Here is a 26,051-nt window from a genome sequence, read left to right on the forward strand (position 1 = left end):
CCTAGTATCTCCCCGCCCGGGCCCGCTGTCCACGGCGCCTCCGGGGTCAGTGCGGGAGCGCCGGGGGGGCGCTCTGGTCGGCCGGGTGGTCACCGAGCGGGCGCTGGTACCAGGCCACGTCGTGCCAGCGGCCGAGCTTCCAGGCCACCCGGCGGTAGGTGCCGACCGGCTCGAAGCCCATGGCGACGTGCAGCCCGGCGCTGGCCTCGTTGGGCAGCGCCACGCCGGCGAGCGCGGTCCGGTAGCCGCGGGCGGCGAGCCGGTCCAGCAGGCCGGTGTAGAGAGCCCGGCCGGCGCCGGTGCGGCGGCGGCCGGCCTCGGTGTAGACGCTGACCGACGTCGACCAGCGGTAGCCGCCGCGGGCGTTGAAGGTGGCGCCGTAGGCGTAGCCGACGACCCGGCCGGCCTCCTCGACGACCACCCAGGCGTGCGTGGCCAGCGCGGCCTCGACGCGTGCGGCCATCTCGGCGGCCGTGGGCGGTTCGGTCTCGAAGGAGACGGCCGTGTCGCGCACGTAGGGGGCGTAGATCTCCGCGCAGCACGCCGCGTCCTCGAGCCGAGCGTCCCTGACCAACCGACCGGTGTGCACCCGGTCATCCAACCCGCTGGCGCGCCGTCGGCGCGTCCGGGATCGACCGACCTGATGACAGCCGTGTCCCCCGCACGGGCGGTGGGCGCCCGCCCGGACGGTCCGGCCGGCTCGCCGCCGGTGGCCCGCGTCCGGCGTGCGGGACCGCCGCGCGGCCGTAGCGTGGGAGCCGTGCGCCCCCGTCCCGGACACCGCCGGCCGTGCCGGTAGAGCCGGTCGGGCCGGTCGAGCCGGTCGGGCCGGTCGGGCCGGCCGAGCCGCGGGACGCGCCCGCCGGGCGCCGGGCGTGGCTGCGGTTCGCGCTGCTCGGCCTGCTGCTGGCCGCCGCCGCCGTGGTGGCGCTGACGGTGGACCGGCCCGGGGTGCCGGCGCTGCGCGGCTGGCTGGACGGCGCCGGGCCGCTGGGCTGGACCGCCGTCGTGCTCGGGGTGTCCGGGGCGCTGCTCACCCCGGTGCCGCGCACCGCGCTGTCGGTCCTGCTCGGTGCCGCGGCCGGGTTCCCCGCGGGCCTGGCGGTGGCCGTCGCCGCCGGCTGGCTCGGCGGGATGGGCGGGTTCCTGCTCGGCCGCCACCTGGGCCGGGACGCCGTGGCCCGCTTCGCCGGTCGGCGGCTGGCCCGCGCCGACCGGCTGTTCCGCGACCGCGGGTTCCTGGCCGTCGTGCTCGCCCGGATGAGCCCGGTGCCGTTCTGGGTGGTCAGCTACGCCGCGGGCCTGTCCAGCATCCGCTGGCTCCCGGCGGTCCTGGGCACCCTCGTCGGCGTCGTGCCCGGCGCGGTGCTGCACGTGGGCATCGGCGCCTCCCTCATCACCTGGCTGTAGTTCCCGGCCGTGGCCCCCCGTTCGGGTCGTCCCGGTCCCGCGACGAGCGCAGGCAGACCTCCGGTGTCACAATGGTGAACGGAAGGTTAACGAGAGGTGTCTGCGATGCGTACGAAGACGTGCCCACAGGCCCGCTGGGTCCCCGTCGTCGACGGTGCCGGCCACCGGCACCTGGAGATGCGGTGGAGCGTCCCCGGGGAGGCCGTCCCCGCGGCCCGGCCGGTCGCCCCGGCCGGGCCGCGCGCCGCCTGACCCCCGCGCTCAGTCACGGGCCGGCCTCGTAGCCGGACCCCAGCCAGGCGGGGTGTGCCTCCAGCTCCCGCTGGGTCAGCCGCACCGGCCGCCGCTGCTCCAGCAGCCAGCGGTGGGTGCCCACACCGGCGGCCGGGGTGCGGTCGTGCGACCACGCGGCGCACTCCGGTGACAGCGAGGGGAACTCCCGCACGCTGGACCAGTCGCCGTGCACCACGATCGCCGCGGCCGACTGGTGCGCGGGCACCAGCCGGCGCAGCAGCTCCACGGCGTCCCGCCGGGCCCGGTTGGCCGCGGCCGCGAACTCCTCGTCCACGGCGTCCGGGTCGGTGGTCAGCGCCGGTCGCCTCGGCCATCGCGCCTCCCTCGTCGCCGACCAAACCGGCCCGGCTCGGGGCCTGCCGGCATCCCACTGCCCCCGTCGGGGGGAGCACGACCCCGACGGGCACGGGGCGGGCGGGTCACCCCAGGGACAGCACGCGGACCAGCTGCCGGGCGGCGTCCCCGCCGTCGGTGAGGGCGACGTCGAGCGCACCGGGCACGTCGAGGTCGTCGAGCAGCCGGTCGGCCACCGCGCCGCTGGCCGCGGGCGACGACCCGGGCCGGCCGGCGGCGGCGTACAGCGCGTCCAGCCGGACGCCGGCCTCCTCGACCAGCCCGGGCCGGTACTCCCACGGCCGCGACCACGGCCGGTCGAGCACCAGGAGCCGCAGCACCGGCCCGGTGGTCACCCGCAGCAGGTCGGACACCAGTGTCAGGTTGCCCGTCGACTTCGCCATCCTGGCGCCGTCCTGGGACACCGCGCCCACGTGCACCCGGCTGCGCGCGAACGGCGCCACGCCCGACGCGGCCTCCGCCATCGCCGCCTGGTGCGCGTGGTGCGGGAAGGCGAGGTCGGCCCCGCCGACGAGGACGTCGATGCCGCGGCCCAGGGTGGCCGTCGCCATCGCCGCGCACTCCGCGTGCCAGCCCGGCCGCCCCCAGCCCCACGGCGAGGGCCAGGCCGGGTCCCGCTCGCCGGAGGGCCGCCACACCGGCACGTCGAACGGGTGGTCGCGCAGCGGGTCGGCGGGGTCCTCACCGGCGAGGTCGCCGAACTCGGCGGCCAGCGCCCGGGCCCGCTCCCCCGGCAGGCCGGAGGCGGCGACCACCCCGTCGCCGCGGAACAGCACGTGCCCCTCGCGCTCGTAGGCCCGGCCCGCCCGCAGCAGCGCCGCGGCCAGCTGCTGCACGTGCGGCACGTGGTGGCGGGCGCGCGGCGCGTGCGTCGGCGGCCGGACGCCGAGGGCCCGCATGTCCTGCTCGAAGGCGAACTCCTGGGCGAGGGCGAACTCGTCGAAGTGCCGGCCGCGGGCGTCGGCGGCCCGGGTCAGCACGTCGTCCACGTCGGTGACGTTGCGGCTGGTGACCACGTCGGCCCCGGCCATCCGCAGCACCGACCCGAGGACGTCGGCCCACACGAACGTCGCCGCGTGCCCCAGGTGGGTCACGTCGTAGGGCGTGATGCCGCAGACGTACACGCGGGCGGGGCTGCCCACCGGCAGCGGGCGCCCGGCCAGCCGCAGGTCGGCGGTGCGCACCTCGACCGGCTCGGGAGTGCGGCCAGTGGTGCCGACGACACCGGAGGAGCGGGCGGGGTGCAGGGCCATGGCCCCATCCTGCCGGGCCGCTGTGCGACCGTTCCCCCATGGTCGCCGTCCTCTCGATCCAGTCGCACGTGGCCTACGGCCACGTCGGCAACTCCTCGGCCGTCTTCCCGCTGCAGCGCCTCGGCATCGAGGTGTGGCCGGTGCACACCGTGCAGTTCTCCAACCACACCGGCTACGGCGAGTGGCGCGGGCGGGTGTTCGACGGCCAGGCGATCGAGGAGGTCGTCGACGGCATCGCCGACCGCGGCGTGCTGGGCGGCTGCGACGCCGTGCTGTCCGGCTACCTGGGCTCGGCCGACATCGGCCACGCCGTCGTCGCCACCGCGCAGCGGGTGCGCCGGGCCAACCCGGCGGCGGTCTACTGCTGCGACCCGGTCATCGGCGACGTCGGCCGCGGCGTGTTCGTCCGCCCCGGCATCCCCGAGTTCATGCGGGAGGTCGCCGTCCCCGCCGCCGACCTGGTCACCCCCAACCACTTCGAGCTGGACTCCTTGGCCGGGACGGCGACGAGGACCCTCGACGCGGTGAAGGACGCCGTCGCGGCCGTCCAGGCGATGGGCCCGCGGGTGGTGCTCACCACCTCGCTGGACACCGACGACACCCCCGCGGACGCCGTGGACCTGCTGGCCTCCGAGGGCGGCCGGCACGTGCGGGTGCGCACCCCGCGGCTGGACGTCGCGGTCAACGGTGCCGGTGACGCGATCGCCGCGCTGTTCCTGGCCCACTGGCTGGCCTCGCGGGACGCCGGCGCCGCACTGGGTGCGGCCGCCGCCACGGTGCACGGGCTGCTCGCCGCGACCGAGCGGGCCCGGTCGCGGGAGATCGTGCTGGTCGCCGCGCAGGACGAGGTGGTGGCGCCCAGCCGCACCTTCCCCGCCGAGGAGGTCTGAGCGGGAGGTGTGACGTGCGTCAGCCGCCGGGCGTGCCGGGCCGGCCGCGTTCAGCATGGAGCGGGTGCACCTGTTCCGTACCAAGCCGGTCGAGCACCTCGGGGACGACACCAGCGGGGAGGTCGGCTCCCTCCGCCGGCGGCTGACCGCCCGGCACCTGGTGGGCTTCGGCATCGGCGTGGTGATCGGCACCGGCATCTTCACCCTCACCGGCGTCGCCGCCCGGGACACCGCGGGCCCGGCGGTCGTGGTCTCCTTCGCCCTCGCCGGCGTGGTCGCCCTGCTGGCCGCCCTCTGCTACGCCGAGCTGGCCTCCTCCGCCCCGACCGCCGGCAGCGCCTACTCCTACGCCTACGCCACGGCCGGCGAGCTGGTCGCCTGGGTGATCGGCTGGGACCTGTTCCTGGAGTTCGCCCTCGGCGCGGCGGTGGTGGCCCGCGGCTGGTCGGGCTACGTGGGCGCCCTGCTGGACCTGCCGCCGTCGCTGTTCGGCGAGGAGGCGCCGGTCAACGTCGGCGCGGCGCTGATCGTGCTGGTGCTCACCGCGGTGGCGGTCATCGGCATCCGCGAGTCCGCCCGGGTCACCGCGCTGCTGGTGGTGGTGAAGGTCGCCGTGTGCGTCTTCGTCATCGTGGCCGGGGCGTGGTTCGTCCGCGGCGCGAACCTGACCCCGTTCGTCCCGCCGGGGCGGCCGGCCGAGGACGGCGGCGGCGGGCTGTCCCAGCCGCTCATCCAGGCGGTCCTCGGCATCGACCCGGTGGTGTTCGGCGTCGGCGGGGTGCTCACCGCGGCCGCGGTGGTCTTCTTCTCCTACACCGGCTTCGAGGCGGTGGCGAACCTGTCGGAGGAGACCCGCAACCCCGGCCGGGACCTGCCGCTGGGCCTGTTCGGCACCCTCGGGCTGGCCACCGTCCTCTACGTCGGCGTCTCGCTGGTGGTGGTCGGGATGGTCCCCTACGACCGGATCGACCCGGGCGCCCCGATCGCCGACGCCTTCGACCAGGTGGGTCTGGGCTGGGCGTCCGCGCTGGTGTCGCTGGCCGCGGTGGCCGGGTTGACCTCGGTGATCCTGGTCGACCTGATCACCGTGGGGCGGATCGGCTTCGCGATGGGCCGCGACGGGCTGCTGCCGCAGTCGGTGGCCCGGGTCAGCCCGCGCACCGGCACCCCGGCGCGGGTCACCCTGCTGTTCGCCGTCCTGGTGCTGGTGCTCGCCACGTTCGTGCCGCTGGAGGCGCTGGCGGAGCTGGTCAGCATCGGCACGCTGTTCGCCTTCCTGCTCGTCTCGCTGGCCGTGGTCGTGCTGCGCCGCACCCGGCCGGACATGCGCCGCCCGTTCCGCGTGCCGTTCTCGCCCGTGCTGCCGGTCGTCTCCGCGGTGGCGTGCCTGTACCTGATGACCAACCTGGCCATCGAGACCTGGCTGCGCTTCCTCGCCTGGCTGGCCGTCGGGCTGGTCGTCTACGCGGGCTACGGCTACCGGAACTCCCGGCTGCGCCGCCTGGAGCCGGTCGGCGGCCAGGGTCCGCTGGCCGGTGTCCCCGGCCGGGAGTGACCGGTCAGGAGCGTCGGTGCGCGAACGGGACGGACAGCCGCACCGGGCTGCGCACGCCCGCCCGTCGCCGCGGTCCCCGTGAGGGGCGGGGCACGCGCGCCGCTGGTGGCCACCGTGCCCGCCGTGACCGAGCCTCGAGGGGCTGAGCGGCGACCGGACGAGGTGCTCCCGCGGCGACGCGGTCGAGGCAGGCACGACGGCGTTCCCGCGGGAACGTCCCCAGCAGTGAGTGGTGGCCCGGTGACGACCGGAGCCCGCCCGCCCCGCGTCACAACGGCCGTCTCGCGTCCTCGAGCCCGTGGTCGCCGGTGGACCGGTGGTCATCGACTCCGCCTCAGGTCCCGGGACGGACGCTGAGCAGCTGGCCGACGGAAGCGACGGAGGAGTGCTGTCCGCGGGCACCTGGTCCGTCGCCGCTCACCTGCCTCGGGAGCCGGACCATCCAGAGCTGTGGCCGGCTCGACGGGCGACTAGGGGACGAGCACCAGCTTGCCGTGGGTGTGCCCGGCCATCCCCTGCCGATGGGCGGCGGCGACGTCGGCCAGCGGGAAGACGCCGGCGACGACGACCTCCAGCCGTCCGGACCCGGCCAGGTCGAGCAGCTCCGCGCGGGCGGCGTCCCGCAGCTCCGTGCCCGGGTCGGCCCCCGGGCCGCCGCCCAGTGCGCTGATGCCGTCGGCGGCGGCCCGGCCGAAGGCGGCGATCGTGGCGATGCGCTGCCGGTCGGCGACCAGATCCAGCGAGACGTCGACGGCCTCGTCGGTGCCGACGAGGTCCAGCGCCGCGGTCACGCCGTCCGGGGCCAGCTCGCGCACCCGGTCGGCCAGCCCGTCGCCGTAGCGCACCGGCTCGCCGCCGAGGCGGCGCACCAGGTCCGCGCCCTCGCCGCCGACCGTGCCGACGACGCGCGCCCCGCGCAGAGCCGCGAGCTGTACCGCCATCAGCCCCACCCCGCCGGCCGCGCCGTGCACCAGCACGGTGTCCCCCTCACCGACGCCGGTCGTGGTCAGCGCGTGCACCGCGGTGGCGCCGGCGAGCAGCAGCCCGGCCGCCGGCTCCCAGCCCAGCGACACGGGCTTGGGCAGCAGCGCCGAGGCCGGGACGACGAGCTCGTCGGCGTACCCGCCGGACACCCGGAACCCGACCACCTCGTCACCGACCGAGACGCCGGCGTCCGGCCCGGCCGCCGTGACCACACCGGACACCTCGAACCCCAGCCGCCGGGGCAGCTGCGCCGGGTCGGTGCCGAACGCCCCGGTGTAGACCTTCCAGTCCGCGGGGTTGACCCCGGCGGCGCGCACGGCCACCCGCGCCTGCCCCGGGCCGGGGTCGCCCACCGTCTCCTCGACGACGGTCAACACCTCGGGCCCGCCGTAGGCGGTCGCCAGGACGACGCAGCTCACTCCGACGCGGTGGCCGTGTCGCCCTCGTCCTGCCGGCTGCTGGGCGGGCCGATCCACACGGTCTTGGCGTTCATGAACTCGTACATGCCGAGCTCGGTCAGCTCCCGGCCGTAGCCGCTCTGCTTGACCCCGCCGAAGGGCAGCTCCGGGTAGCTGGTGGTCATCCCGTTGACGAACGCCATCCCGGACTGGATGTCGCGGATGAACCGCAGCCGCTCGCCCTGGTCCTCGCTCCACAGGTTGGAGCCCAGGCCGTAGACGTGCTCGTTGGCCAGCCGGACCGCCTCGTCGAGGTCCGCGACGGTGCGCAGCGCGGCCACCGGGCCGAACACCTCGTCGGTCCACAGCTCCATCTCCGGGGTCACGTCGGTCACCAGCGTCGGCTCGTAGAACCAGCCGGGCCGGTCCACCCGCTTGCCGCCGGTGACGACGGTGGCGCCCTTCTCCACCGCGTCGGAGACGAACCGCTCGACGTCCTCCCGGCCGGACTCGGTGGCCAGCGGGCCGACCTTGGTGTCGGCGTCCATCGGGTCGCCGACGGGCAACGCGGCCAGCTTCTCGGCGAACAGCCGGGTGAACTCCTCGGCGACGTCGGCGTGCACGAAGAACCGCTTGGCGGCGATGCAGCTCTGCCCGTTGTTCTGGCAGCGCGCGGTCACCGCGACCTCGGCGGCGCGGTCCAGGTCGGCCGAGGGCATGACGATGAACGGGTCGGAGCCGCCCAGCTCCAGCACCGTCTTCTTGATGACGTCGCCGGCGGTCCGGGCCACCGCCTGGCCGGCGGCGTTGGACCCGGTCAGCGTGGCGGCGGCCACCCGCTCGTCGCGCAGCACCGCCTCCACCTGGCCGGAGCCGATGAGCAGGGTCTGGAAGACGTCGTCGGGGAAGCCCGCCTTCCGGAAGAGCTCCTCCAGGTACAGCGCGGTCTGCGGCACGTTGCTGGCGTGCTTGAGCAGGCCGACGTTGCCGGCCATCAGCGCCGGGGCGGCGAAGCGCATCGCCTGCCACAGCGGGAAGTTCCACGGCATGACCGCCAGGACGGCGCCGATCGGCTGGTGCACGACGTAGGCCTCGACCGCACCGACCGCGTCGGCGTCCGCCGGCCGGGGCTGCAGCATCTGCTCGCCGTGCTCGGCGTAGTGCCGCAGCGCCTTGACGCACTTGCCGACCTCGGCCTCGGCGGCGGCCAGCGTCTTGCCCATCTCGGTGGTCATCAGCTCGGCGACGGCCTTGGTGTCGGCCTCCAGCACGTCCGCGGCGCTGCGCAGCCAGCCGGCGCGCTGCTGGGCGGTGGTCAGCCGGTAACCCGCGAAGGCGGCGGCCGCGCGGGCCAGGCGCTCCTCGACGGCCTCGTCGGACAGGGGCTCGAAGGTCCGGAGCGTCTCGCCGGTGGCGGGGTTGATCGTGGCGATGGCCATGGGCGCCGTCCTCTCTCGGTGCGGGGCCGGTGCCCCGCGCGTCAACTGTCCCGCTCCGGGCCCTTCCCCGCGTCCCGCCGGAGCACACCCGCGAGGACGGCGGACGTCCGCCCGGCCGTCAGGTCCGCGTCCAGGTCGGCGATCGCGCGGGCGCGCGCCCGCCGGCCGAGGTCCGCCCGGCGGGCCGGGTCGGCGAGCAGCCCGGCCAGCGCGGCGGCCAGCCCGCCGGCGTCCCCCGCCGGGACGACGACGACGTCCCCGCCGAGCCGCGCCGCGACGTCGCCCACGGCGGTGGACACGCAGGGCAGCCCCTCGGCCATCGCCTCCATCAGCACCAGCGGCCCGGCCTCGGCGCGCGAGGACACCACGAAGACGTCCAGCCCGGCGAGGAAGCCGCGGACGTCGTCGACGAACCCGGGGAACGTGACCGGCAGCCCCGCCGCCGCCGCCCGCAGCGCGGCGCCGTCCCGCCCCTCGCCGCCGACCACCACCTCCAGCGCGGTGCCGGACGCGACCAGCCGCCGCACCGCCTCGAGGAGCAGGTCGAAGCCCTTCTGCGCGGTGAGCCGGCCCAGCGCGCCGACCCGCGGCACCGGGTGGCCGGCCGGCCCGGCCGGGTCCGGCGGCACGTCGACGCCGTTGGGGACGACGTGCACGTGCCCGGCGGGCAGGCCCAGGTCCGCGGACAGCTGCGCAGCGATGTCCGACGACGGGGTGAGCACCGCCGCCAGCCGCCGGTAGCGGGCCGCCAGCTCCGCCCGCCGCCCCCCCTGCAGCGTGTCGCCGCCCAGGTGCAGGGTGCCGGTCGCCGGCGCCACCGCCAGGGCGGCGTCCACCGCGGCCGCGTTGGACGCCGGGTCGACCAGGTTGACCGCCACCACGTCCGGCCGGGAGGCGGCCAGCGCGGCGCGCACGGCCGGTGCCTCCGCGGCGTGCCGGGCCACCGGGACCACCGCGAGGGCGCCGCCCGGGGGGACGAACGGGGCCAGCCGCGCGGCGACCGGCTCGGCGGCGACGAGGGACGCCGTCCAGCCCAGCCCCGCGGCCCGCCGCAGCAGGTGGGTGAGGTGGACCTCGGCGCCGCCCCAGGCGTCGGAGTCGGCGACGAAGGTCACCCGCCTCACGGGACGAGCTCGCGGGCGGCGGCCAGCACGTCGGCCGGGCGCACCGAGTCCGCGCAGCGGAAGTCGATGGGGCAGACCAGGTGCGGGCACGGGGCGCAGGGCACGTCGGCCGCCAGCGCCCGGTGCCGCGGCCCCCCGTGCGCCCAGCGCACCGGGTCGCCGGGCAGGAACACGGTGACGCTGCGCCCGCCGACCGCGGCGGCCAGGTGCGCCGACCCGGTGTCGTTGCCGACCAGCACCGCCGCGTCGCGCAGCAGCGCGGCCAGCCCGCCCAGCCCGGTGGCGCCGGTGAGGTCGACGGCCGGCGTCCGCATGGCCGCCACCACCGCGGCGGCGACGTCCCGCTCGCCGGCCACCCCGGTGACCACGACGGCCAGCCCGTCGGCGGCCAGCGCGTCGCCGACGGCGGCGTAGCGCGCGGCCGGCCAGCGCCGGGTGGCCGCCGAGGCGCCCGGGTGCAGGACGGCATAGTGGCCGGGCACCAGGCCGTGCCGGGCCAGCAGCGCGGCCGCGGCGGCCTCGTCGTCGACGCCGATCGGGAAGTGCAGCGGCGGGGCGGCGGCCTCCGAGAGGCCGAGGTGGGCGAACAGCCGCAGGTGCCGCTGCGCCTCGTGCAGGTGCACCGGGTAGCGCAGGTGCAGGTGCCCGGTGCCGGCCGGCGGGTCCCAGCCGGTGGGCGCGAACCCGCCGACCAGCCGCGCGCCGAGCGCCGCGGTGACCCGGTTGGCCGCCGGCCGGTCGCCGTAGACCTGCAGCGCCAGGTCGAAGCGCCGGGCGGTGGCCGCGGCGACGAACGGCGCCCACCCGGCCGGGTCCGGCGGGCGCTCGGGCACCCCCTCGGCGCCGGGGAAGGCCAGCAGCTCGTCGACCCCGCCCAGCCGCTCGACGACCGGGGCCATCTCCGCCCAGGTGACCAGCGTGACGTGCAGGTCGGGGCGGGCGGCGCGCAGCAGCCGCAGCGCGGGCCCGGAGCACAGCAGGTCGCCGAGCCCCACCCGCAGCCGGACGAGCGCGACCCGGCGCACGGAGGGGTCCAGGAGGGGTGCGCTCACCCGCGCCCCGTTCCCGGGGGCGGGGCGTCCGACACTCTGCTTCACTGCGGTCCCCCGAGCCCGTTCGAGCCACGCCACCCGGAGGCCCCGTGCCGCGCGTCCACGTGCTGCGCCTGTGCAGCGTGTTCGAGCCGGTCGCCGTCGACGGGCGGTCGGCGCGGTACGACCCGATCGGCGGCATGCAGAACCACACCGCGGCGCTGACCCGCTGCCTGGACGCGCTGGGCCTGGCCCAGACGGTGGTCACCTCACGGCTGGCCGGCCGGCGGGGCACGTCGCGGCTGGGCGGCGCGGCGGCCGTGCACCGCACCGGCCTGCCGGTGCCGGCGCTGCGCCAGCTGTGGGCGCTGGACGCCCTGCGCGTCGTCCTGCGGCCGCCCGCCGGGCCGGTCGACGTGGTGCACGCCCACCAGGGCGAGGACCTCGCCACCCTGCTGCTCGCCCGGCTGGCCGTCCGGCGGCACCGCTGCCCGCTGGTGGTGACCGTGCACTGCAGCGTCAGGCACACGCTGCGCGGGCGCGGCCTGCGCACCCGGCTGCTGCGCGCCGTCGGCGGCGCCGTCGAGCGCGCCGCGCTGCGCCGGGCCGACGCGGTCGTCGTCCTGACCGACCGGACGGCGGCGGCGCTGCGCGGGGACGGCGTCCCGGCGGCGCGGGTCGCCACCATCCCGTCGGGGTTCGACCCCGACCTGTTCGCCGCCCCGCACGACGACGTCCTCCCGGGTGCCGGCCGGCCGCGGATCGGCTACGTCGGCCGGCTGGCCCCGCAGAAGCGGGTGGACCGGCTGGTCGCGGCGGTCGGGCGGATGCGCGAGCCGGCGTCCCTGGTCGTGGTCGGCGACGGCCCGGACCGCGAGCGGGTGCACGCGCTGGCCGCCGGGCTGCCGCGGGTGCACCTCACCGGCTTCGTCGAGCACGCCGCCGTCCCGGCCGTGCTGGCCGCCCTCGACGTGCTGGTGCTGCCCTCGGACTACGAGGAGATGGGCTCCGTGCTCACCGAGGCCCTGGCCTCGGGCCTGCCGGTCGTGGCCAGCGACGTCGGCGGCATCCCGGAGGTGGTGCGCGACGGCGAGACCGGCCTGCTCGTGCCGGCCGGGGACGTCGCCGCGCTGGCCGCCGCGCTGGACCGGCTGGCCGCCGACCCCGCGCTGCGCGCCCGCCTGGCGGCCGGGGCCCGCGCCCGCGCCGCCGACTACGCCTGGCCGGCGCTGGCCGCCCGGGTGGCGGCCGTCTACGCGCGGGTGCGGGGGGAGGCGCCGGTCGGGGTCGCCGCGTGAGCGAGCTCGCGAGCTCACGTCGGGGCACCAGCAGCGCCCCCGTCGGCGTCTTGCTGCCGGTGCACGACCAGGCCGCCTTCCTGCCTCGCGCGGTGGAGTCGCTGCTCGCCCAGACCGTCACCGACTGGACGGCGCTGGTCCTCGACGACGGCTCGCCGGACCCGGCGGAGGTCGCCGCGGTGCTCGCCGCGCTGCCCGACCCGCGGGTGCGGGGGGTGCGCTGGGCGGACAACCGCGGCCTGGGCGCCACCCTCAACGCCGGCCTGGACGCGCTGGACACCCCGCTGGTGGCCCACCTGCCCGCCGACGACGCGTGGTCGCCGGACCACCTCGCCGCGCTGCTGGGCGCCCTGGCCGACCCGGGCGTCGTCCTCGCGTCCTCCCGGCTCGCCGGGCCGGCGGACGCCGGCTACGCGCAGCTGGTGCAGGTCGCCCACCGGCGGACCGTCGACCGGTGGACCGAGCGGGCCGAGCTGGAGACCGACGACCTCGACCGGCTCATGTGGGACCGGCTGCGCGCCCGCGGGCGGACGGCGGACACCGGCCGGGTCACCTGCACCTGGACCCGGCACCCCGGCCAGCGCTCCGCGGCGCTGCGCGAGTCGCGCGACGGCGGGCTGAACGTCTTCCGCAGCCGCTACCGGGTGCCCGGGCCGCTGCGCTTCGCCTCCTCCGACGGCGGGGACGTCGACGAGGTGGCCCGCTACGCCCGGTTCCGGTCCCGGGCGTACCCGCCGTCGCCGGACGGGCTGCGGGTGCTGGTGGTCGGGGAGCTGGCGTTCAACCCCGAGCGGGTGCTGGCGCTGGCCGAGCGCGGGCACCGGCTCACCGGCCTGTGGACCCCCGACGGCCTGGGCGATTCCACCGTCGGGCCGCTGCCGTTCGGGCACGTCCCGGACCTCCGCCGCGACGACTGGCGCTCCGCCGTGCGGGAGCTGGCGCCCGACGTGGTGTGGGCGCAGCTGAACTGGCGCGCGGTGCCCTTCGCGCGCGAGGTGCAGCGCGCGTTCCCGGGGCTGCCGTTCGTGTGGACGTTCAAGGAGGCCCCGCAGCGCAGCACGCTCCGCGGGGAGTGGCCGCTGCTGGCCGACCTGGTGACCGGCGCGTCGGCGTCCCTGTTCGCCACCGAGGAGGAGCGCGACTGGTTCGCCCTGGCGCTGGCCGGCCGGGTCGACCCCGCCCGGCTCGGCGTGCTCGACGGCGACCTGCCCAAGCGGGACTGGCTGGACGCCCCGCCGTCGCCGCGGCTGTCCGACGCCGACGGGCAGGCGCACACCGTCGTCGCCGGCCGGCCGGCCGGGCTGGACCTCCCGTTCGTGCTGGAGCTCGCCCGCCGCCGGGTGCACGTGCACCTGCACGGGCAGGTGCGGGCGCCGGGGCCGACCGGGTCGTGGACCGGCTGGCTGGACGCCGCGCTCGCCGCCGCGCCGGGGTTCGTGCACGTGCACCCGCCGGTCGGCCCGCAGGAGTGGGTGAGCGTGCTGTCGCGCTACGACGCCGGGTGGCTGCACCGCTTCGACAGCGCCAACGGCGGCGACCTGCGGCGGGCGACCTGGGACGACCTCAACTCCCCCGCCCGGCTGCCGGTGTACCTGGCCGCCGGGCTGCCGGTGCTGCAGCAGGCCAGCCCGGGGTCGCTGGTGGCGGTGGAGCGGGTGCTGCGCCGCGACGGCACCGGCCTGCCCTACCGGTCGGCCGACGACGTGGCCGGCGCCCTGGCGGGGGAGCTCGCCTCGCGGCGGGGTGCCGCGGCGGCGCTCGCGGCCCGCGAGCGGCACACCTTCGACGCGCACGCCGACCGCCTCGTGGAGCTGTTCCGCGCCGTCGCCCGCTGACCGGCCCGGCGGGCTACGGTCCACCGGGTGCGGGTCCTCGTCGCCGCGCTGCCGGCGTTCGGTCACCTCTATCCGCTGATGCCGCTCGCGGCCGCGCTGCGGGACGCCGGTGACGACGTCGTGCTGGCGACGGGCGACCCGCTGGCACCGGCCGTGCGGGACGCGGGCTGGCAGGTCGAGGACGTGCCCTGCGACGTGGCCGGGGCCCGCGCGGAGCTGCTCCGGACCCGGCCCCGGCTGGCCACGCTGCCACCGGCGCAGCGGTGGCAGCTGGGCGCCGCGCTGTTCGCCGAGGTGGTGCCGGCGGTCACGGCGCCGCGGCTGCTCGACGTCCTGGCACGGGTGCGACCGGACCTGGTGGTGTACGACGACGCCCACCTGGGCGCCGCCGCGGCCGGCGCCGCAGCGGGGATCCCCGTCGTCCGCCACGGTCTGGGCCCGCTGCCCCGCGCCGTGCAGGAACGCCTGGCCGGCACCCTGTCCGGCCACTGGCCCGTCCCCGGGACGCGGCCTCCCGGGGGGAGCAGCCGTGCTGGGCGCCCTCTACCTCGACGTCTACCCCCCCCGGCCTGCACCGCAGCCCCGGGACGGCGCCCATCCCCGCCGTCCCGCTGCGGCCGGTGCCCTGGGGCGACGCCGGCCCCCCGCTCCCGGCCTGGGTGACCGCCGCGCGCACCCGTCCGCTGGTGTACCTCACCTTCGGGACGGTGCCCTTCGTGGCCCTGCCGGTCCTCCGCGAGGCCGCCCGGGGACTGGCCGGGCTGGACGCCGACGTGCTGGTCGCCGTCGGTCCGGGCAGCGACCCCGCCGCGGTGGGACCCCTGCCCGCGCACGTCCGCGTCGAGCGGTTCGTCCCGCAGGCGGCGGTGCTCGGGCACGCGGACCTCGTCGTGCACCACGGGGGCAGCGGGACGACGCTCGCCTGCCTGGCCCGCGGGCTGCCCCAGCTCGTGCTGCCGCAGGCCCTCCCGGACCAGGCCCTCAACGCCGCGAACGTGTCCGGTGCCGGGGCCGGGCTCCTGCTCGAGCCCCATGAGGTGACCGCCGGCGCCGTGGCCGACCGCGCACGGGCGTTGCTGGCCGACCCGGGCTACGCCGAGCGGGCCGGTCGGATCAGGCGGTCGATCGCCCGGATGCCCGGTCCCGCCCAGACCGTCCCGGTCCTCCGCGCGCTCGTCACCGGCCGCTGACCGGCCACGCCGGGCGCCGCCGGGCGCCACGCGGAGCAGGGGTCCGCGGGCGTCCCCAGCACCGCCGTCCGCGGATGGTCACGACCGCGGGCCGGACGGTGGCTCCTCGTCGGCGGTGAGCACCGGGGGGCCGGCGCGGCGTCGCGTCCGGTGCCGCAGGTGAGGGTGCGGCAGGTGGAGGTGCGGCAGGTGCAGGTGCGGGTGCCGGAGGTGCAGCGCCCCGCGGGCGACCCGGTCGGCGATCCGCGCGGGCAGGTGCACGTGCGGCAGGTGCAGGTGCGGTCGGTGCAGGTGCGGGAGGGGCGTCCCGCGCGGGTGCGGCAGCCGCCGGGCCACCGGCGCCAGCCGGCGGGTCACCGGCGCCAGGCGCCGTGCCGCGACGGCCGCCGCCCGTGCCCGCCGCGACGACTCCTGCGGGACCGGGACGGGCGCCCGGGCGGCGCGGTGGTCGCGCTCCCACCGGGCGGTGCTGCTGCGCGCCAGACCGACGACCACCCCGGTGACCAGCACGAACCCGACCACGCTGACGATCGCCCAGACCATGACGACCCACTCCCCGAGCCCCCGCGACAGCCCGGCCCACCCGGCGTCCGCGGCGGTGCGGTCAGGGTCCCGCCACCGCCGGTCACGGGCAAGGGGGGTCCGCGCCGGGCCGGGTCGGCGCGCCGGTCAGAACCGCAGCACGGCCTGCAGCGGCGGGGCGGGCAGCCGGCGGCCGGCGAGGTCGGCCAGCAGCCGGGGCCCGTCGTCGAACGGCAGGACGTCGGTGACCACGTGCCGGCGGATCTCCGGCCCGCGCTCGCGCAGCAGGTCGAGGGTCACCCGCGCCAGCGCCGTCCGCGGCCAGGTGCCGGCCATGCCACGCGGCACCCGGCTGATCTGGGCGCAGACCACCGCCAGGCCGTTGTGGTGGAACTCCTCGCCGAGCCGCACCGCCTCCGCGCCGGCCTGGTAGAAGCCCAGGTCGACGACGGTGCCCTGCGGGCGCAGCGCCTTGAGCGCGGTGGCCAGCGCGGCGTCGTGGCCGCGGCACTGCAGGACGACGTCCGCGCCGGCGTCCCCCGGCCCGTGCCGCCAGCGCTCCTTGACCGCGCGCCAGGCCGCGCCGTCCTCGGGCAGGGTGGCCAGTCCCAGCGCCTCGGCGACGGCGCGCCGCTCGGCCGACGGCTCGGCGACGACGACGTCCGCGGCGCCGTGCTGCACGGCGAGCAGCGCGGTGAGCAGCCCGATGACGCCGGCACCGGTGACCAGCACGTGCCGGTCGCGCACCCCGGCGTCGACGCCCGCGCCCGGCCCGGCCGCGTCGGCCGCGGCGTGCAGCAGCCCGTTGACACAGATCGGCCCCATCTGGGCGAGGTACACCCCGAGCAGCGGGTCGAGGTCGTCGGGCACCGGGATCACGGCCGTCACCGACGGGTCGGCGCAGGTGCCGGTGCGGTGCCCGCAGGCCATGGCCACCAGTGCACCCTCCGCGAGGTCGGAGGTGCGGCTCCCCGTGACCCGGCCGACCTCCATGTAGCCCAGCCTGGTGACCGGGTAGCCGGCGGGCGGGCGGGCGCCGTCGCCGTCGTGGTCGAAGGAGCGCAGGTCGGGGTCCCAGTGCAGCGTGTGGTGCGGGTCGGTGCCGCGGACGATGGCCACCTCGGTGCCGGCGCTGACCCCGCTCCACTCGGTCTGCACCCACGCCTGGCCGGGGCCGGGCTCGGGCTCCTCGACGTCCAGGACGGCGGGCCGCCCCGGCGCGACCACGCCGATGGTCCGCACCGGCCGGGTCACGGCTGCAGCGTCCCGCTGTCGGTGTCCCTGACCAGGGGCCGGTGCCCGGGGGACCCGGCCCCGACCGGACCGGCCGTCGTCGTCATGCCGGGCCCCGTGCCCGGCCCTGCCGCGCGGCAACCCTCACGGCAGCACGTACCCGGACACGGTGACCGACAGCTCGCCGGTGCCGGGGTCGTCGGTGAACAGCAGGGCGTCGTCCGCGAGACCGGCCCCGGCGTGCGCAACCTGCGTCCCGGCGACCGGGTGGTCATCCCCTCCACCATCGGCTGCGGGTACTGCTCCTACTGCCGCGCCGGGTACTTCGCGCAGTGCGACAACGCCAACCCCAACGGGCCCGCGGCCGGCACCTGCTTCTTCGGCGGTCCGCAGACGACCGGCCCGGTCGACGGCCTGCAGGCGCAGTACGCGCGCATCCCGTTCGCCAACGTCGGCCCGGTGTGGCTGCCCGGGGAGGTCGGCGACGACGCGGCGATCATGCTCTCGGACATCTACCCCACCGCCTGGTTCGGCGCCCGGCTGGCCGAGGTCGGCCAGGGGGACACGGTGCTCGTCCTCGGCGCCGGCCCGGTCGGCCAGTTCGCCGTCACCAGCGCCTTCCAGCAGGGCGCCGGCCGCGTCCTCGTCGTCGACGGCGTGCGCACCCGGCTGGACCAGGCCCGGGCCCGTGGCGCCGAGGCGGTCGACTTCTCCGCCGAGGACCCGGTCGCCGTCGTCCGGGAACTGACCGGCGGCACCGGCGTGGACCGGGTCATCGAGGCCGTCGGCATCGACGCCCAGCGGCCGCGCAGCGGCCCGGCCGCCGCGGCCGCCGAGCAGCAGGCGGAGCAGTTCGCGGCCGAGCGCACGCAGGTCGCCCCCGAGCAGCGCCCGCAGGGCGACACCTGGGTGCCCGGCGACGCGCCCAGCCAGGCGCTGCAGTGGGCGGTGGAGGCCGTCGCCAAGGCCGGCACGATCGGGGTCATCGGCGTCCACCCGCCGCAGGCGACGAGCTTCCCCATCGGGGCGGCGATGAACAAGAACCTCACCGTGGAGATGGGCAACTGCAACCACCGCCGGTACGTCCCCGAGCTGCTCACCCTGGTCCGCACCGGTGCGGTGGACCCCGCCACGGTGCTCACCCAGGTCGGTGACCTGCCCTCGGTGCTGGACGCCTACGAGACCTTCGACCGGCGCGAGTCCGGGTGGACGAAGGTGGTCCTCGACCCGTCGACGTGACGGGTCCGTGACATCCGGGCCGGCCGCGGTGCGCCGCGGCCGGCCCGGGGCACGCCAGGGGTGCCGCCCGCGACCCCGAGGAGTCCCCGCCATGCGCCGCACCCTGCTGCCGGCAGCCGCCGTCCTGCTCGCCCTGACCGCGTGCACGACCGACGACGGGCAGGAGCAGCTGCGCAGCGACCTGGCCGAGGTCACCGCCGAGGAGGAGCCGGAGAGCCCGGTCCTGGAGCCGGCAGAGGCCACCACCGAGCTCGTCGACCCCGAGGGGTCGGTGCTCGGCGGGGCGACGGTGAGCACCGTCGAGCAGGGCACCGAGGTCACCGTCGACGTCGCCGGCCTGACGCCCGGGTTCCACCCGATGGGCCTGTACGCCGTCGGGGACTGCACGCCCGGGGACGCGGCCGCCGGCGCGCCGTTCCCCTCCGTCGGGGAGCTCCTCGCCGTCCTGCCCCCGGTGCTGGTCCTGGACGACGGGGTGGGGTCACTGACCGCCCTGGTCGAGTCGACGCCCGCGCTGGAGGAGCTGGTCGTGGCGGACGGGAGCGCGCTGGTCCTGCAGGAGGCCGTCCCGGACCTCGCCGCCGTCGAGCCGACCGGGTCGGCGCTGGCCTGCGGCGCGTTCAGCGGCTGACCCCCGTGGGTAGACCGCCGGACCGTCCGAGCACCGGGGAGGCACCGTGCTGATCGACCGCGAGCACGTCGTCCAGGCGCTGCGCTCCGGAGGCCGCCCGGAGCAGGCCGAACGCGCCCGGGAGGTGCTCGGCGTCCAGGTCGACACCGTGCGCGACGCCGACCTGCTGCGCCGGCTCGGCCTCGACCCGGACAGCCGCGCGCAGGGCGGCGGGCTCGGCCTGCGCTGAGCGGCCGCCCCGATGTCCCCGGGCGCCCCGCCGTTCGCCGACCGGACCGGGGCCGGCCGCGCCCTGGCGGCCCGGCTGGCCGGCCACGCCGCGCCGGCCCTGCTGGTGCTCGGCCTGCCCCGCGGCGGGGTGGTGGTCGCCGCGGAGGTCGCCCGCGCCCTGGGTGCCGCGCTGGACCTCGTCGTCGTCCGCAAGGTCGGCGCTCCCGGGCAGCCGGAGCTGGCCATGGGCGCGATCGCGGCCGTCGACGGGGGCGTCGAGACCGTGCGGGAGGAGCGCGTGCTCGACCGGGTCGACGTGGACGAGTCCGCGTTCGACCGCGCCCGGGAGCGCGAGCTCGCCGAGCTGCGCCGCCGGGAGTCCGCCTACCGGCAGGGCCGCCCGGCCGTGTCGCCGGCCGGGCGGCCGGTCGTGCTGGTGGACGACGGCCTGGCCACGGGCTCGACCATGCGGGCCGCCGTCGCCGCGGTCCGCCGGCAGGGCCCGGCCCGGCTGACCGTCGCGGCGCCGGTGGGGGCGCCGAGCGCCTGCGACCGGCTCGCCGCCGACGTCGACGACGTGGTCTGCCTGTGGACGCCGACGCCGTTCCGCTCCGTCGGCCAGGGGTACGCGGACTTCCGCGCCACCACCGACGACGAGGTCCGCCAGGCGCTGGCCGGCTCGCCCGGGGGATGATCGCCGCCCGTGCCGACCCAGGAGGACCCGTGGCCGACCGACTCCCCGTGATCGTGTTCGACGTCAACGAGACGCTGTCCGACATGACGCCCATGGCCCGGCGCTTCGCCGACGTCGGGGCGCCGGAGCACCTCGCGCCGCTGTGGTTCACCTCGGTGCTCCGGGACGGCTTCGGGCTCACCGCGGCGGGCGCCCAGCAGCCGTTCGCGGCGATCGCGGCGGGCGTGCTGCGGACGCTGTTCAGCGGCCTGGACCTGACGCGGGACACCGACGCGGCGATCGAGCACGTGATGGAGGGCTTCGGCGGCCTGGGCACGCACCCCGACGTCCCGGACGGCGTATGGGCGCTGCACGACGCCGGGTTCCGGCTGGTGACGCTGAGCAACGGGGCGGCGCGGGTGGCCGAGGGGCTGCTCACCCGGGCCGGCATCCGGGACCGTTTCGAGCGACTGCTGTCGGTGGAGGACGCCGGGGCGTGGAAGCCCGCCCGCGCCGCGTACGCCCACGCCGCCGAGGCCTGCGGGGTCGACCTGGCGGACACGCTGCTGGTCGCCGTCCACCCGTGGGACCTCGACGGCGCCGCCCGCGCCGGCATGGCGACCGCGTACATCGACCGCACCGGCGCGCCCTACCCGGACCACCTCACCGCGCCGACGCACACCGTCACGGCGCTGCCCGGCCTCGCCCAGCGGCTGTCCTGAGGGTGTCGCGGGCTGGCGTGGTCGGTCTGGACGGCCCGCCGCAGCCGGAAGCGGACCACCCGCTCCGCGCCGGGCCGCTCGTCCGAGGCGCCCCAGTCGACGGTGGCGGTGCCGGTCAGCTGCAGCGTCGACCCGTCGCGCCGGTCCACGAACAGCAGACCCGCGGCCGGGTCCTGCCGCAGGTTGCCCAGCGTCATCATCATCGCGTTGCCGGTGTAGTCCGGCCAGCGCAGCTCGGTGTCGCCGAGGACCTGCACGAAGCCCGGGTTGCCGCCGCGGTGGGAGGCGTCGGCGTCCCCGGCGGCGGACCGGGTGGCGACGAAGAAGGTGTCGGCCGAGCGGATCCACGCCTGCCGGTAGGGGGTGAGCCCTCGCCGGCCGCGCGGAGGTCGCCTTCCCCGACCTGCTCGACGAGTCGTTCCTCGCGCTGCCCGACAGCGCCGGTGCGCTGCGCGACCAATGGCCCGCCGTCGACTCCCGCGGCGGCCGGCCCCGGGTCGTCGGCGGCGTCGTGACCACCGGCGAGGAGACGCTCGAGGCGGTCGCCGGCGGGCGGGGGTGGCGCTGCTCAGCGCCGGCAACGCGGAGACCCGCCGGCACTCCGGCGTGGTCACCCGCCCCGCCACCGGCCTGGGCCCCAGCCGGCTGGCCGTCGCCTGGCGCCGCGACGACGACCGCCCGGTCACGGCCGGCTCCGTGCGCGCCTGCACGGCCGTCGTGCGATCGGGCGGGGCCCCGGTCGCCCCGTGACGGTCACGAGCCGCCGGACGAGGCCACCCAGTACTCGACGAACCGGCCGCCGGCCACCCGGAGGATGTCGTTGCCGGAGAAGGACGTGCTGCCACCCGGCGTCACGCCGCGGCCGGTCCAGCGGGCGGCGACCAGGTCGCCGTCGACGATCGGTCCCACCTGCAGCTCGAAGGTGAGCTCGGTGAACATGCCCCGGGTCCGGGCGACGAGGGCCGCCAGCTCACCGGGCCCACGGACGTCCCGGTCCGGCCAGTGCCCGACGAAGTCCGCGGCGACCAGCTCCTCGGCCGCGTCGGGCCGGCCGGCCCAGAGCTCGCCCAGCCACCGGCGGTAGAGGTCCCGGGGAGAGGTGGACGTCATGCGGTCAGCGCACCGGAACGGCGCGCGCCGTGCAAGCCAGCGGCGGGGGCGGACGCTCAGGTGGTGGCGTAGATGTCGTTGTACGGGCGCAGCGCGTCGGCGGTGAGGTCGCGCTCGGACCGGCTGGCGGAGCGGTCCGGGCGCAGGGCGTCCAGGCCGGCGACGGCCGCGTCCCGCCCGGTCATGGACCGGGCCAGGCAGCGCGCGGCCCCGGCAGCGTGCGTGACCCACGGGGCCTGGGCCACCCACATCCCAACACGGCCGGCTCGGCCGCCCACCGGGCTCCGGTGCGGACGAGCCGGCCCCCGCGTGGCGGTCGGCGCAGCGGGTGGGGCCCGGCCATGGCTGACACCCAGGACGGTCCCGGGCTGCACCCGGTCACCCGCGAGCTGGCCGAGGGGCGGAACTCCGCCGCGATCAGCACGCTGCTGCCCAGCGGCCGCATCCAGACCCAGTACATCCGGGTGGGCGTCGAGGACGGCGTGCTGTTCGTGGACACCGAGGTGCACCGGCAGGAGTACGAGGACCTCGAGCGCGACCCGCGGGTCACCCTGGCCATCCGCGACGAGGCGGACCCCTACCGGTACGCCGAGGTGCGCGGACACGTCGTGCGCAGCGAGCGCGGGCCGCGCGCCCGCGCCCAGATCGACGAGCTGTCCCAGGAGTACGAGGGGCAGCCCTACCCGGCCGAGGACATCTCCTCCGAGCGCGTCACCCTCTACATCGAGCCGGAGCGCCAGACCACCGCCGGGTGACCGTCGGCCGGGGTCAGCCCGCGGTGACCACGACCGCGTCACCCACCGGGCGCTCGCCGGCGGTGTCCGACGGGCTGGAGGCCAGCTCCCCGTCGACGGCGAGGGTGGTCGAGCCGCCGCCGTCGAGGTCGACCGCCCCGACCATGCCGAGGCCCCGGGCCACCGCCACGGTCTCCGGGACCGACAGGCCCAGGTGGTCGACCTGCCGGCCGTCGGCGACGACCAGCAGCAGCCGGCCGTCGGCGTCCCAGCAGGTCGCGGGAGACCAGCTCGCCCCGCCAGTCCGGGCGCCGCACGTCCGCCTCGCCGGTCGCCTCGTCGACGACGAGCGCCGGGCGGGCGCCGACCCGGCTCGCTCTCCAGCGACCCGTCGTAGACGCCCACCCCGGCCGGGTCGCCCTCGGCGCCGGCCTGCGGGTCGAGCACGAAGAAGCCGCCGTTGACCGCGACCGAGGCGTCGGCGACCGCGGCCAGCCCCGTGGTCGGCTCGCGCCGTTCCAGGTCCGGGCCGTGGGTGGCGCGCACCTCGCCGTCGAACTGAGCCGGGTCCACGGTGACGACGTCGACCGTCCACGGCCCGCCCGCCGCCGTGCCGCCGTCCCAGCCGGTGTACCCGGACCGCCCGCCGGACCCCGCCGCGGTCAGCCGGGCCACCGCGTCGTCGGCGGCCTGCTGGGTGGCGAACCGCTCGGTCAGCCGCACCCGGTACCCGATCGTGCCGCCGGGGACGTCGGCCATCTCGGGTCGGCCCACCGGCTGCACCTCGGCGGGCAGCCCGGCGGCGGCGAGGACGTCCGCGTGCGCCCGCGCGGCGGCCTCGTCCTGCACCGCCCGCGGCGCGGCGGCCGGGTCCGGGCTGGTCGGCGCGGAGGGGACTGCCACCTCGACCACCCGGTGCAGCGCCGGGTCGGGCGCGCCGCGGACGATCCGGGTCAGCGTCACCCCCGGCTGCAGGGTCGTGGTGGAGCGGGTCTCGGCCAGCCCGGGCGCGCCCAGCGGCAGCGCCTCCGGGGCGGGCACGGGACCGGCGGCGGGCGCCGGCAGGGTGGACGTGCCGGTCAGGACGAGCACCGAGGTGCCCACCAGCGCGGCGCGCCGCAGGGTCGACGAGGTCACGGGCGCGGACGCCAGGGCCGCCGGCGCGCCCCCGGGTGGCCACCGGGTGAGCGGTGGGCAGGGGTCGCGGGAACCGCGGCGGCCCCGCGGGACGGCGTCACCGTCCGGCACCGGGCGGGCGCCCCGCGGGTGAGGCGCCCTCCCGGCGGGTAGCCCGGGGGTCCTGACACCCCCGGGGAGGCCCCCGTGCGCGACCACCGCATCGGCATGATCGTGCCGAGCTCCAACCTGACCATGGAGACCGAGCTGCCGCGGATGCTGCACGCCCGCGAGCAGGTCGTGCCCGGTGAGCGGTTCACCTTCCACTCCAGCCGGATGCGCATGAAGCACGTGACGCCGGAGGAGCTGGTGCGGATGAACGCGCAGACCGAGCGCGCCTCGCTGGAGCTGGCCGACGCCCGCCCCGACGTCGTCGCCTCGGCCTGCCTGGTGGCGATCATGGCCCAGGGCCCGGGATACCACTGCTCGGCGGAGGCGCAGATCAGCGGCGTGCTGCAGGGCGAGGGGCTGGACGTCCCCGTCGTCTCCAGCGCCGGCGCCCTGCTGCGCGCGCTGGACGCGATGGGCGCGCGCCGGATCGCCATGGTCACCCCGTACATGAAGCCGCTGACCCGGCTGGTCGCCGGCTACGTCGAGGACGCCGGCATCGAGGTGTGCGACGCGCTGAGCCTGGAGGTGTCGGACAACCTCGCCGTCGCCGCGCTGGACCCCGACGACCTGCGCGAGCACTGGCGGCGGGTCGACGTCGGCGACGCCGACGCCCTGGTGCTGTCCGCGTGCGTGCAGATGCCCTCGCTGGCCGCCGTCCAGCCGGTGGAGGACGCCGCGGGCCTGCCGGTCCTGTCGGCGGCCACCGCGACCGTCTTCACCCTCCTCACCGAGCTGGGCCTGGAGCCGGTGGTGCCCGGCGCCGGCCGGCTGCTCGGCGGGGAGGTGCGCATGGCGCCGGCGCCGCGGCCGGCCCCCGAACCGGTGGACGCCGGGGCCGCGCCCGCCCCGCCGCTGCCCGAGCCCTACCCGGCCGCCGCGCAGTAGCCGGCGCGGGGCGGGCCGCCGTCGGCGGGACCCGTGGTGGGCACGGCGCACCCCGGCCGTGCGTTGCGATCCGGTGACGTCCGCTGCCCTCTCGGCTCGGGTGGGCCCCACCCGGGTAGGAGGACGAGGGACCACACCCGACGCGGGAGGGGGCCCGACATGGCGGCGGGCACGCTGTACCGGCTGAGCGAGACCGACCGGACCGTCGCGGACCCGGACGCCGACGTGCGCGGCCGCGCCGTCGTCGACCGCCACGGCGAGGAGGCCGGGCGGGTGGACGACCTGCTGGTCGACGACCGGGAGGGCCGGGTGCGCTTCCTGAGCGTGGGCGAGGGCGGTCTCCTCGGCCTGGGGAAGACCCACTACCTGGTCCCGGTCGACGCCGTCGTGGCGGTCGACGCGGACCGGGTCCGCATCGACCGGGACCGCGCTGGGATGGGTGGCGTCCCCGTCTACGACCCCGAGCTCGCCGACCGCCCCGACTACTACGAGAGCGTCTACGGGTGGTGGGGCACCGCGCCGTTCTGGGGTCCGGGCTACGCGTACCCGCCCTTCCCCCGCTGAGCACGTCGATGGTCCGCGCCGGCCGCCCGCACGGGCAGCGTCGTGGATCGCCGCCGGTCGTGGTGGTCCTGCTCGCCGCGCTGTGCGTCGTCCTGTCCGGGTGCGTGGTGGTCGGCAGCGGTGCGGGCCGGACGACCGCGCCCCCGTCCGCTCCTCCCCCGGCGGCGGGCAGCGCGGCGCCGGCAGAGGAGCGCATGGCCCGGGAGGTCTTCGACCGGGTCGACGACGAGCGCCGCAACCGGGGACTGCCCCCGGTCGGCTGGAGCGACCAGCTGGCCGCGGTGGCCCGCGACTGGAGCGCCACGATGGCGGAGACCGGCCGGTTCGAGCACCAGGACCTCGGCGCGGTGCTGGGCAGCGCGGAGGTCGAGGGGCTGCGCGCCATGGGGGAGAACATCGCCACCACGTCGGCGCCGGTCCCGGCGGGGGTGCTGCACACCGGGTGGATGCGCTCGGACGAGCACCGGGCCAACGTCCTCAACCCGGGTTTCGACCGGCTCGGGGTCGGCGTGGTGTGCGCCGCGGACGGCTCGGTGTGGGCCACCCAGGAGTTCGGCCGCACGGTGTCCGCCGACCTGCCGGCGATCGCCTCGGAGCCCCCGCCGCAGGAGCCGATCGCCCGAGCCGGGGAGGACGGACCCCGCTGCCCCTGACCCGTCCCGGGGCGCTCAGCCCTCCGCCTCCCGGACGCCCTCGAGCGCGGAGCGGTCGCCCGCCTTCTCCCGCGGGATGACGCTCAGCGAGCCGTCGGTCTCCAGCACCACCGCGGCGATCGACGACAGGTCGCCCGAGCCGGTGGCGCGCACGGCCTGCCGCACCTCGTCGAGCGTCATCCGCTGCTGGCGCAGGGCCTCCGGCAGGGCGGCGCCGTCCCGGAGCAGCAGGGTCGGGCGCGCCGTGGCCGCCGCCCGCGCGGCCGGCCACCGGGCGGTGACCGAGGCGACGACGAACTGCAGCAGCGCGAGCAGGCCCAGCGCCGTGGCGCCCTCGGCCCACGAGACGTCGCTGCTGAGCAGGATGGTCGCCAGCGTCGAGCCCAGCGCCACGGTGACGACGAGGTCGAAGGCGTTCAGCTTGGCCAGCGTGCGCTTGCCGGACAGCCGCAGCACCACGACCAGCGTCAGGTAGGCGGCGGCGCCCACGGCGAGGATGCGGCCCAGGTCGCCCCAGGAGTCGAACCACACGG

Annotated in this window: 32 protein-coding genes; 18 read left to right on the forward strand and 14 right to left on the reverse strand. The window is 77.8% G+C overall.

Annotated elements, in window-relative coordinates:
• Positions 1-46: 46 nt before the first annotated feature.
• Positions 47-574: a GNAT family N-acetyltransferase gene (locus CHB98_RS05455; RefSeq protein ID WP_089304807.1), complete on the reverse strand. Its 528-nt coding sequence runs from the start codon at positions 572-574 to the stop codon at positions 47-49.
• Positions 575-789: 215 nt separating this feature from the next.
• Between CHB98_RS05455 and CHB98_RS05460 the strand changes: the two genes are divergently transcribed.
• Both CHB98_RS05460 and CHB98_RS21430 read left to right on the forward strand, forming a co-directional pair.
• Positions 790-1,410: a TVP38/TMEM64 family protein gene (locus CHB98_RS05460; RefSeq protein ID WP_089304575.1), complete on the forward strand. Its 621-nt coding sequence runs from the start codon at positions 790-792 to the stop codon at positions 1,408-1,410.
• Between the two features lie 105 nt (positions 1,411-1,515).
• On the forward strand, positions 1,516-1,662 hold the full coding sequence (locus tag CHB98_RS21430; RefSeq protein ID WP_179224210.1) for a hypothetical protein: 147 nt from the start codon (positions 1,516-1,518) through the stop codon (positions 1,660-1,662).
• A 13-nt stretch (positions 1,663-1,675) separates the two neighbouring features.
• Here the strand turns inward: CHB98_RS21430 and CHB98_RS20990 are convergent, their stop codons facing one another.
• Both CHB98_RS20990 and CHB98_RS05470 read right to left on the reverse strand, forming a co-directional pair.
• Entirely contained in the window at positions 1,676-1,978 is a 303-nt protein-coding gene (locus CHB98_RS20990; RefSeq protein WP_143424955.1) for a hypothetical protein, read from the reverse strand.
• A 145-nt stretch (positions 1,979-2,123) separates the two neighbouring features.
• Positions 2,124-3,311 (reverse strand): cysteine--tRNA ligase, encoded by a 1,188-nt coding sequence (locus CHB98_RS05470; protein WP_089304577.1) that lies wholly within the window; start codon positions 3,309-3,311, stop codon positions 2,124-2,126.
• Positions 3,312-3,349: 38 nt separating this feature from the next.
• On the opposite strand from CHB98_RS05470, the gene pdxY reads away from it, so the two are divergent.
• Positions 3,350-4,201 carry a pyridoxal kinase PdxY gene (gene pdxY, locus CHB98_RS05475; RefSeq protein ID WP_089304578.1) on the forward strand — a complete coding sequence of 284 codons (852 nt, stop codon included), beginning with the start codon at positions 3,350-3,352 and terminating at the stop codon, positions 4,199-4,201.
• 64 nt (positions 4,202-4,265) lie between these two features.
• Positions 4,266-5,756 carry an APC family permease gene (locus CHB98_RS05480; protein ID WP_218822256.1) on the forward strand — a complete coding sequence of 497 codons (1,491 nt, stop codon included), beginning with the start codon at positions 4,266-4,268 and terminating at the stop codon, positions 5,754-5,756.
• A gap of 470 nt (positions 5,757-6,226) precedes the next feature.
• On the opposite strand, the gene CHB98_RS05485 is transcribed toward CHB98_RS05480, so the two are convergent.
• Genes CHB98_RS05485 through CHB98_RS05500 form a run of 4 tightly spaced genes read right to left on the reverse strand, consistent with a single transcriptional unit; the run spans position 6,227 to position 10,753 of the window.
• Positions 6,227-7,159: a quinone oxidoreductase family protein gene (locus tag CHB98_RS05485; protein ID WP_089304580.1), complete on the reverse strand. Its 933-nt coding sequence runs from the start codon at positions 7,157-7,159 to the stop codon at positions 6,227-6,229.
• Positions 7,156-8,577 (reverse strand): NADP-dependent succinic semialdehyde dehydrogenase, encoded by a 1,422-nt coding sequence (locus tag CHB98_RS05490; RefSeq protein ID WP_089304581.1) that lies wholly within the window; start codon positions 8,575-8,577, stop codon positions 7,156-7,158. Before CHB98_RS05490 ends, CHB98_RS05485 begins: the two co-directional genes overlap by 4 nt.
• A gap of 41 nt (positions 8,578-8,618) precedes the next feature.
• Positions 8,619-9,692, reverse strand: a complete 1,074-nt coding sequence (locus CHB98_RS05495; RefSeq protein ID WP_245820936.1) for a glycosyltransferase — start codon at positions 9,690-9,692, stop codon at positions 8,619-8,621.
• 5 nt (positions 9,693-9,697) lie between these two features.
• Positions 9,698-10,753 carry a glycosyltransferase family 9 protein gene (locus tag CHB98_RS05500; protein WP_245820937.1) on the reverse strand — a complete coding sequence of 352 codons (1,056 nt, stop codon included), beginning with the start codon at positions 10,751-10,753 and terminating at the stop codon, positions 9,698-9,700.
• A gap of 89 nt (positions 10,754-10,842) precedes the next feature.
• Here CHB98_RS05500 and CHB98_RS05505 point away from each other — a divergent pair, with 89 nt between their 5' ends.
• From CHB98_RS05505 to CHB98_RS21440, 4 genes are read left to right on the forward strand one after another with little or no spacing between them, the layout of a single operon-like run.
• On the forward strand, positions 10,843-12,030 hold the full coding sequence (locus CHB98_RS05505; RefSeq protein ID WP_089304584.1) for a glycosyltransferase family 4 protein: 1,188 nt from the start codon (positions 10,843-10,845) through the stop codon (positions 12,028-12,030).
• Positions 12,027-13,865 carry a glycosyltransferase gene (locus CHB98_RS05510; protein ID WP_089304585.1) on the forward strand — a complete coding sequence of 613 codons (1,839 nt, stop codon included), beginning with the start codon at positions 12,027-12,029 and terminating at the stop codon, positions 13,863-13,865. Before CHB98_RS05505 ends, CHB98_RS05510 begins: the two co-directional genes overlap by 4 nt.
• A 27-nt stretch (positions 13,866-13,892) precedes the next feature.
• Positions 13,893-14,528, forward strand: a complete 636-nt coding sequence (locus tag CHB98_RS21435) for a glycosyltransferase family protein (protein ID WP_179224212.1) — start codon at positions 13,893-13,895, stop codon at positions 14,526-14,528.
• On the forward strand, positions 14,525-15,055 hold the full coding sequence (locus tag CHB98_RS21440; RefSeq protein WP_179224214.1) for a glycosyltransferase: 531 nt from the start codon (positions 14,525-14,527) through the stop codon (positions 15,053-15,055). Before CHB98_RS21435 ends, CHB98_RS21440 begins: the two co-directional genes overlap by 4 nt.
• A gap of 78 nt (positions 15,056-15,133) precedes the next feature.
• On the opposite strand, the gene CHB98_RS05525 is transcribed toward CHB98_RS21440, so the two are convergent.
• Together CHB98_RS05525 and CHB98_RS05530 are read right to left on the reverse strand one after the other, a co-directional pair.
• Positions 15,134-15,598, reverse strand: coding sequence for a hypothetical protein (locus CHB98_RS05525; RefSeq protein ID WP_089304588.1), 465 nt, complete (start codon positions 15,596-15,598; stop codon positions 15,134-15,136).
• Between the two features lie 126 nt (positions 15,599-15,724).
• The gene (locus tag CHB98_RS05530; protein ID WP_089304589.1) at positions 15,725-16,831 is read right to left on the reverse strand and encodes a zinc-dependent alcohol dehydrogenase; all 1,107 of its coding nucleotides are present in this window, start codon (positions 16,829-16,831) and stop codon (positions 15,725-15,727) included.
• Positions 16,832-16,915: 84 nt separating this feature from the next.
• Between CHB98_RS05530 and CHB98_RS05535 the strand changes: the two genes are divergently transcribed.
• The 5 genes from CHB98_RS05535 to CHB98_RS05555 all read left to right on the forward strand — a co-directional run bounded on the left by CHB98_RS05535 (position 16,916) and on the right by CHB98_RS05555 (position 20,285).
• A complete protein-coding gene (locus CHB98_RS05535; protein WP_089304590.1) occupies positions 16,916-18,049 on the forward strand; it encodes a zinc-binding dehydrogenase in 1,134 nt (377 codons plus the stop codon).
• A gap of 91 nt (positions 18,050-18,140) precedes the next feature.
• Positions 18,141-18,680: a superoxide dismutase family protein gene (locus CHB98_RS05540; RefSeq protein WP_089304591.1), complete on the forward strand. Its 540-nt coding sequence runs from the start codon at positions 18,141-18,143 to the stop codon at positions 18,678-18,680.
• Positions 18,681-18,726: 46 nt separating this feature from the next.
• Positions 18,727-18,909, forward strand: a complete 183-nt coding sequence (locus CHB98_RS05545) for a hypothetical protein (protein WP_089304592.1) — start codon at positions 18,727-18,729, stop codon at positions 18,907-18,909.
• Between the two features lie 12 nt (positions 18,910-18,921).
• On the forward strand, positions 18,922-19,584 hold the full coding sequence (locus tag CHB98_RS05550) for a phosphoribosyltransferase (RefSeq protein WP_089304593.1): 663 nt from the start codon (positions 18,922-18,924) through the stop codon (positions 19,582-19,584).
• A gap of 29 nt (positions 19,585-19,613) precedes the next feature.
• Complete coding sequence (locus CHB98_RS05555) at positions 19,614-20,285, forward strand: haloacid dehalogenase type II (RefSeq protein WP_218822258.1); 672 nt, start codon at positions 19,614-19,616, stop codon at positions 20,283-20,285.
• Here CHB98_RS05555 and CHB98_RS05560 read toward each other — a convergent pair.
• Positions 20,213-20,911, reverse strand: coding sequence for a pyridoxamine 5'-phosphate oxidase family protein (locus CHB98_RS05560; RefSeq protein ID WP_342744011.1), 699 nt, complete (start codon positions 20,909-20,911; stop codon positions 20,213-20,215). The two genes, CHB98_RS05555 and CHB98_RS05560, sit on opposite strands and share 73 nt — an antisense overlap.
• Here CHB98_RS05560 and CHB98_RS21970 point away from each other — a divergent pair.
• Entirely contained in the window at positions 20,844-21,035 is a 192-nt protein-coding gene (locus CHB98_RS21970; RefSeq protein ID WP_218822276.1) for a hypothetical protein, read from the forward strand. The two genes, CHB98_RS05560 and CHB98_RS21970, sit on opposite strands and share 68 nt — an antisense overlap.
• 3 nt (positions 21,036-21,038) lie before the next feature.
• Here CHB98_RS21970 and CHB98_RS05565 read toward each other — a convergent pair whose 3' ends face one another.
• Both CHB98_RS05565 and CHB98_RS05570 read right to left on the reverse strand, forming a co-directional pair.
• On the reverse strand, positions 21,039-21,395 hold the full coding sequence (locus CHB98_RS05565; protein WP_089304596.1) for an ester cyclase: 357 nt from the start codon (positions 21,393-21,395) through the stop codon (positions 21,039-21,041).
• 56 nt (positions 21,396-21,451) lie between these two features.
• Entirely contained in the window at positions 21,452-21,640 is a 189-nt protein-coding gene (locus CHB98_RS05570) for a hypothetical protein (protein ID WP_143424956.1), read from the reverse strand.
• 96 nt (positions 21,641-21,736) lie between these two features.
• Between CHB98_RS05570 and CHB98_RS05575 the strand changes: the two genes are divergently transcribed.
• Positions 21,737-22,150 carry a pyridoxamine 5'-phosphate oxidase family protein gene (locus CHB98_RS05575; RefSeq protein ID WP_089304598.1) on the forward strand — a complete coding sequence of 138 codons (414 nt, stop codon included), beginning with the start codon at positions 21,737-21,739 and terminating at the stop codon, positions 22,148-22,150.
• 13 nt (positions 22,151-22,163) lie between these two features.
• On the opposite strand, the gene CHB98_RS22870 is transcribed toward CHB98_RS05575, so the two are convergent.
• Positions 22,164-23,309, reverse strand: coding sequence for a phosphodiester glycosidase family protein (locus CHB98_RS22870; RefSeq protein ID WP_342744012.1), 1,146 nt, complete (start codon positions 23,307-23,309; stop codon positions 22,164-22,166).
• A 143-nt stretch (positions 23,310-23,452) separates the two neighbouring features.
• Here CHB98_RS22870 and CHB98_RS05585 point away from each other — a divergent pair, with 143 nt between their 5' ends.
• The 3 genes from CHB98_RS05585 (at position 23,453) to CHB98_RS05595 (ending at position 25,518) form a co-directional block, all read left to right on the forward strand.
• Positions 23,453-24,301: a maleate cis-trans isomerase family protein gene (locus CHB98_RS05585; RefSeq protein ID WP_089304599.1), complete on the forward strand. Its 849-nt coding sequence runs from the start codon at positions 23,453-23,455 to the stop codon at positions 24,299-24,301.
• Positions 24,302-24,460: 159 nt separating this feature from the next.
• A complete protein-coding gene (locus CHB98_RS05590; RefSeq protein WP_089304600.1) occupies positions 24,461-24,865 on the forward strand; it encodes a PRC-barrel domain-containing protein in 405 nt (134 codons plus the stop codon).
• Between the two features lie 59 nt (positions 24,866-24,924).
• A complete protein-coding gene (locus tag CHB98_RS05595; RefSeq protein ID WP_245820938.1) occupies positions 24,925-25,518 on the forward strand; it encodes a CAP domain-containing protein in 594 nt (197 codons plus the stop codon).
• 15 nt (positions 25,519-25,533) lie between these two features.
• Here the strand turns inward: CHB98_RS05595 and CHB98_RS05600 are convergent, their stop codons facing one another.
• Positions 25,534-26,049 carry a DUF421 domain-containing protein gene (locus tag CHB98_RS05600; protein ID WP_089304602.1) on the reverse strand — a complete coding sequence of 172 codons (516 nt, stop codon included), beginning with the start codon at positions 26,047-26,049 and terminating at the stop codon, positions 25,534-25,536.
• Positions 26,050-26,051: the final 2 nt, after the last annotated feature.

The organism is Geodermatophilus pulveris (assembly GCF_900188375.1).
Classification (GTDB): Bacteria; Actinomycetota; Actinomycetes; order Mycobacteriales; family Geodermatophilaceae; genus Geodermatophilus; species Geodermatophilus pulveris.

Excerpts from the sequence above, each read along its gene's own strand:
- CHB98_RS05575 (WP_089304598.1), top strand. The coding sequence starts at position 21,737 with ATGGCTGACACCCAGGACGGTCCCGGGCTGCACCCGGTCACCCGCGAG.
- CHB98_RS05470 (WP_089304577.1), bottom strand. The coding sequence starts at position 3,311 with ATGGCCCTGCACCCCGCCCGCTCCTCCGGTGTCGTCGGCACCACTGGC.
- CHB98_RS05535 (WP_089304590.1), top strand. The coding sequence starts at position 16,916 with ATGCCGGGCCCCGTGCCCGGCCCTGCCGCGCGGCAACCCTCACGGCAG.
- CHB98_RS05590 (WP_089304600.1), top strand. The coding sequence starts at position 24,461 with ATGGCGGCGGGCACGCTGTACCGGCTGAGCGAGACCGACCGGACCGTC.
- CHB98_RS05565 (WP_089304596.1), bottom strand. The coding sequence starts at position 21,395 with ATGACGTCCACCTCTCCCCGGGACCTCTACCGCCGGTGGCTGGGCGAG.
- CHB98_RS05490 (WP_089304581.1), bottom strand. The coding sequence starts at position 8,577 with ATGGCCATCGCCACGATCAACCCCGCCACCGGCGAGACGCTCCGGACC.
- pdxY (WP_089304578.1), top strand. The coding sequence starts at position 3,350 with ATGGTCGCCGTCCTCTCGATCCAGTCGCACGTGGCCTACGGCCACGTC.
- CHB98_RS05525 (WP_089304588.1), bottom strand. The coding sequence starts at position 15,598 with ATGGTCTGGGCGATCGTCAGCGTGGTCGGGTTCGTGCTGGTCACCGGG.
- CHB98_RS05540 (WP_089304591.1), top strand. The coding sequence starts at position 18,141 with ATGCGCCGCACCCTGCTGCCGGCAGCCGCCGTCCTGCTCGCCCTGACC.
- CHB98_RS21430 (WP_179224210.1), top strand. The coding sequence starts at position 1,516 with ATGCGTACGAAGACGTGCCCACAGGCCCGCTGGGTCCCCGTCGTCGAC.
- CHB98_RS05550 (WP_089304593.1), top strand. The coding sequence starts at position 18,922 with ATGTCCCCGGGCGCCCCGCCGTTCGCCGACCGGACCGGGGCCGGCCGC.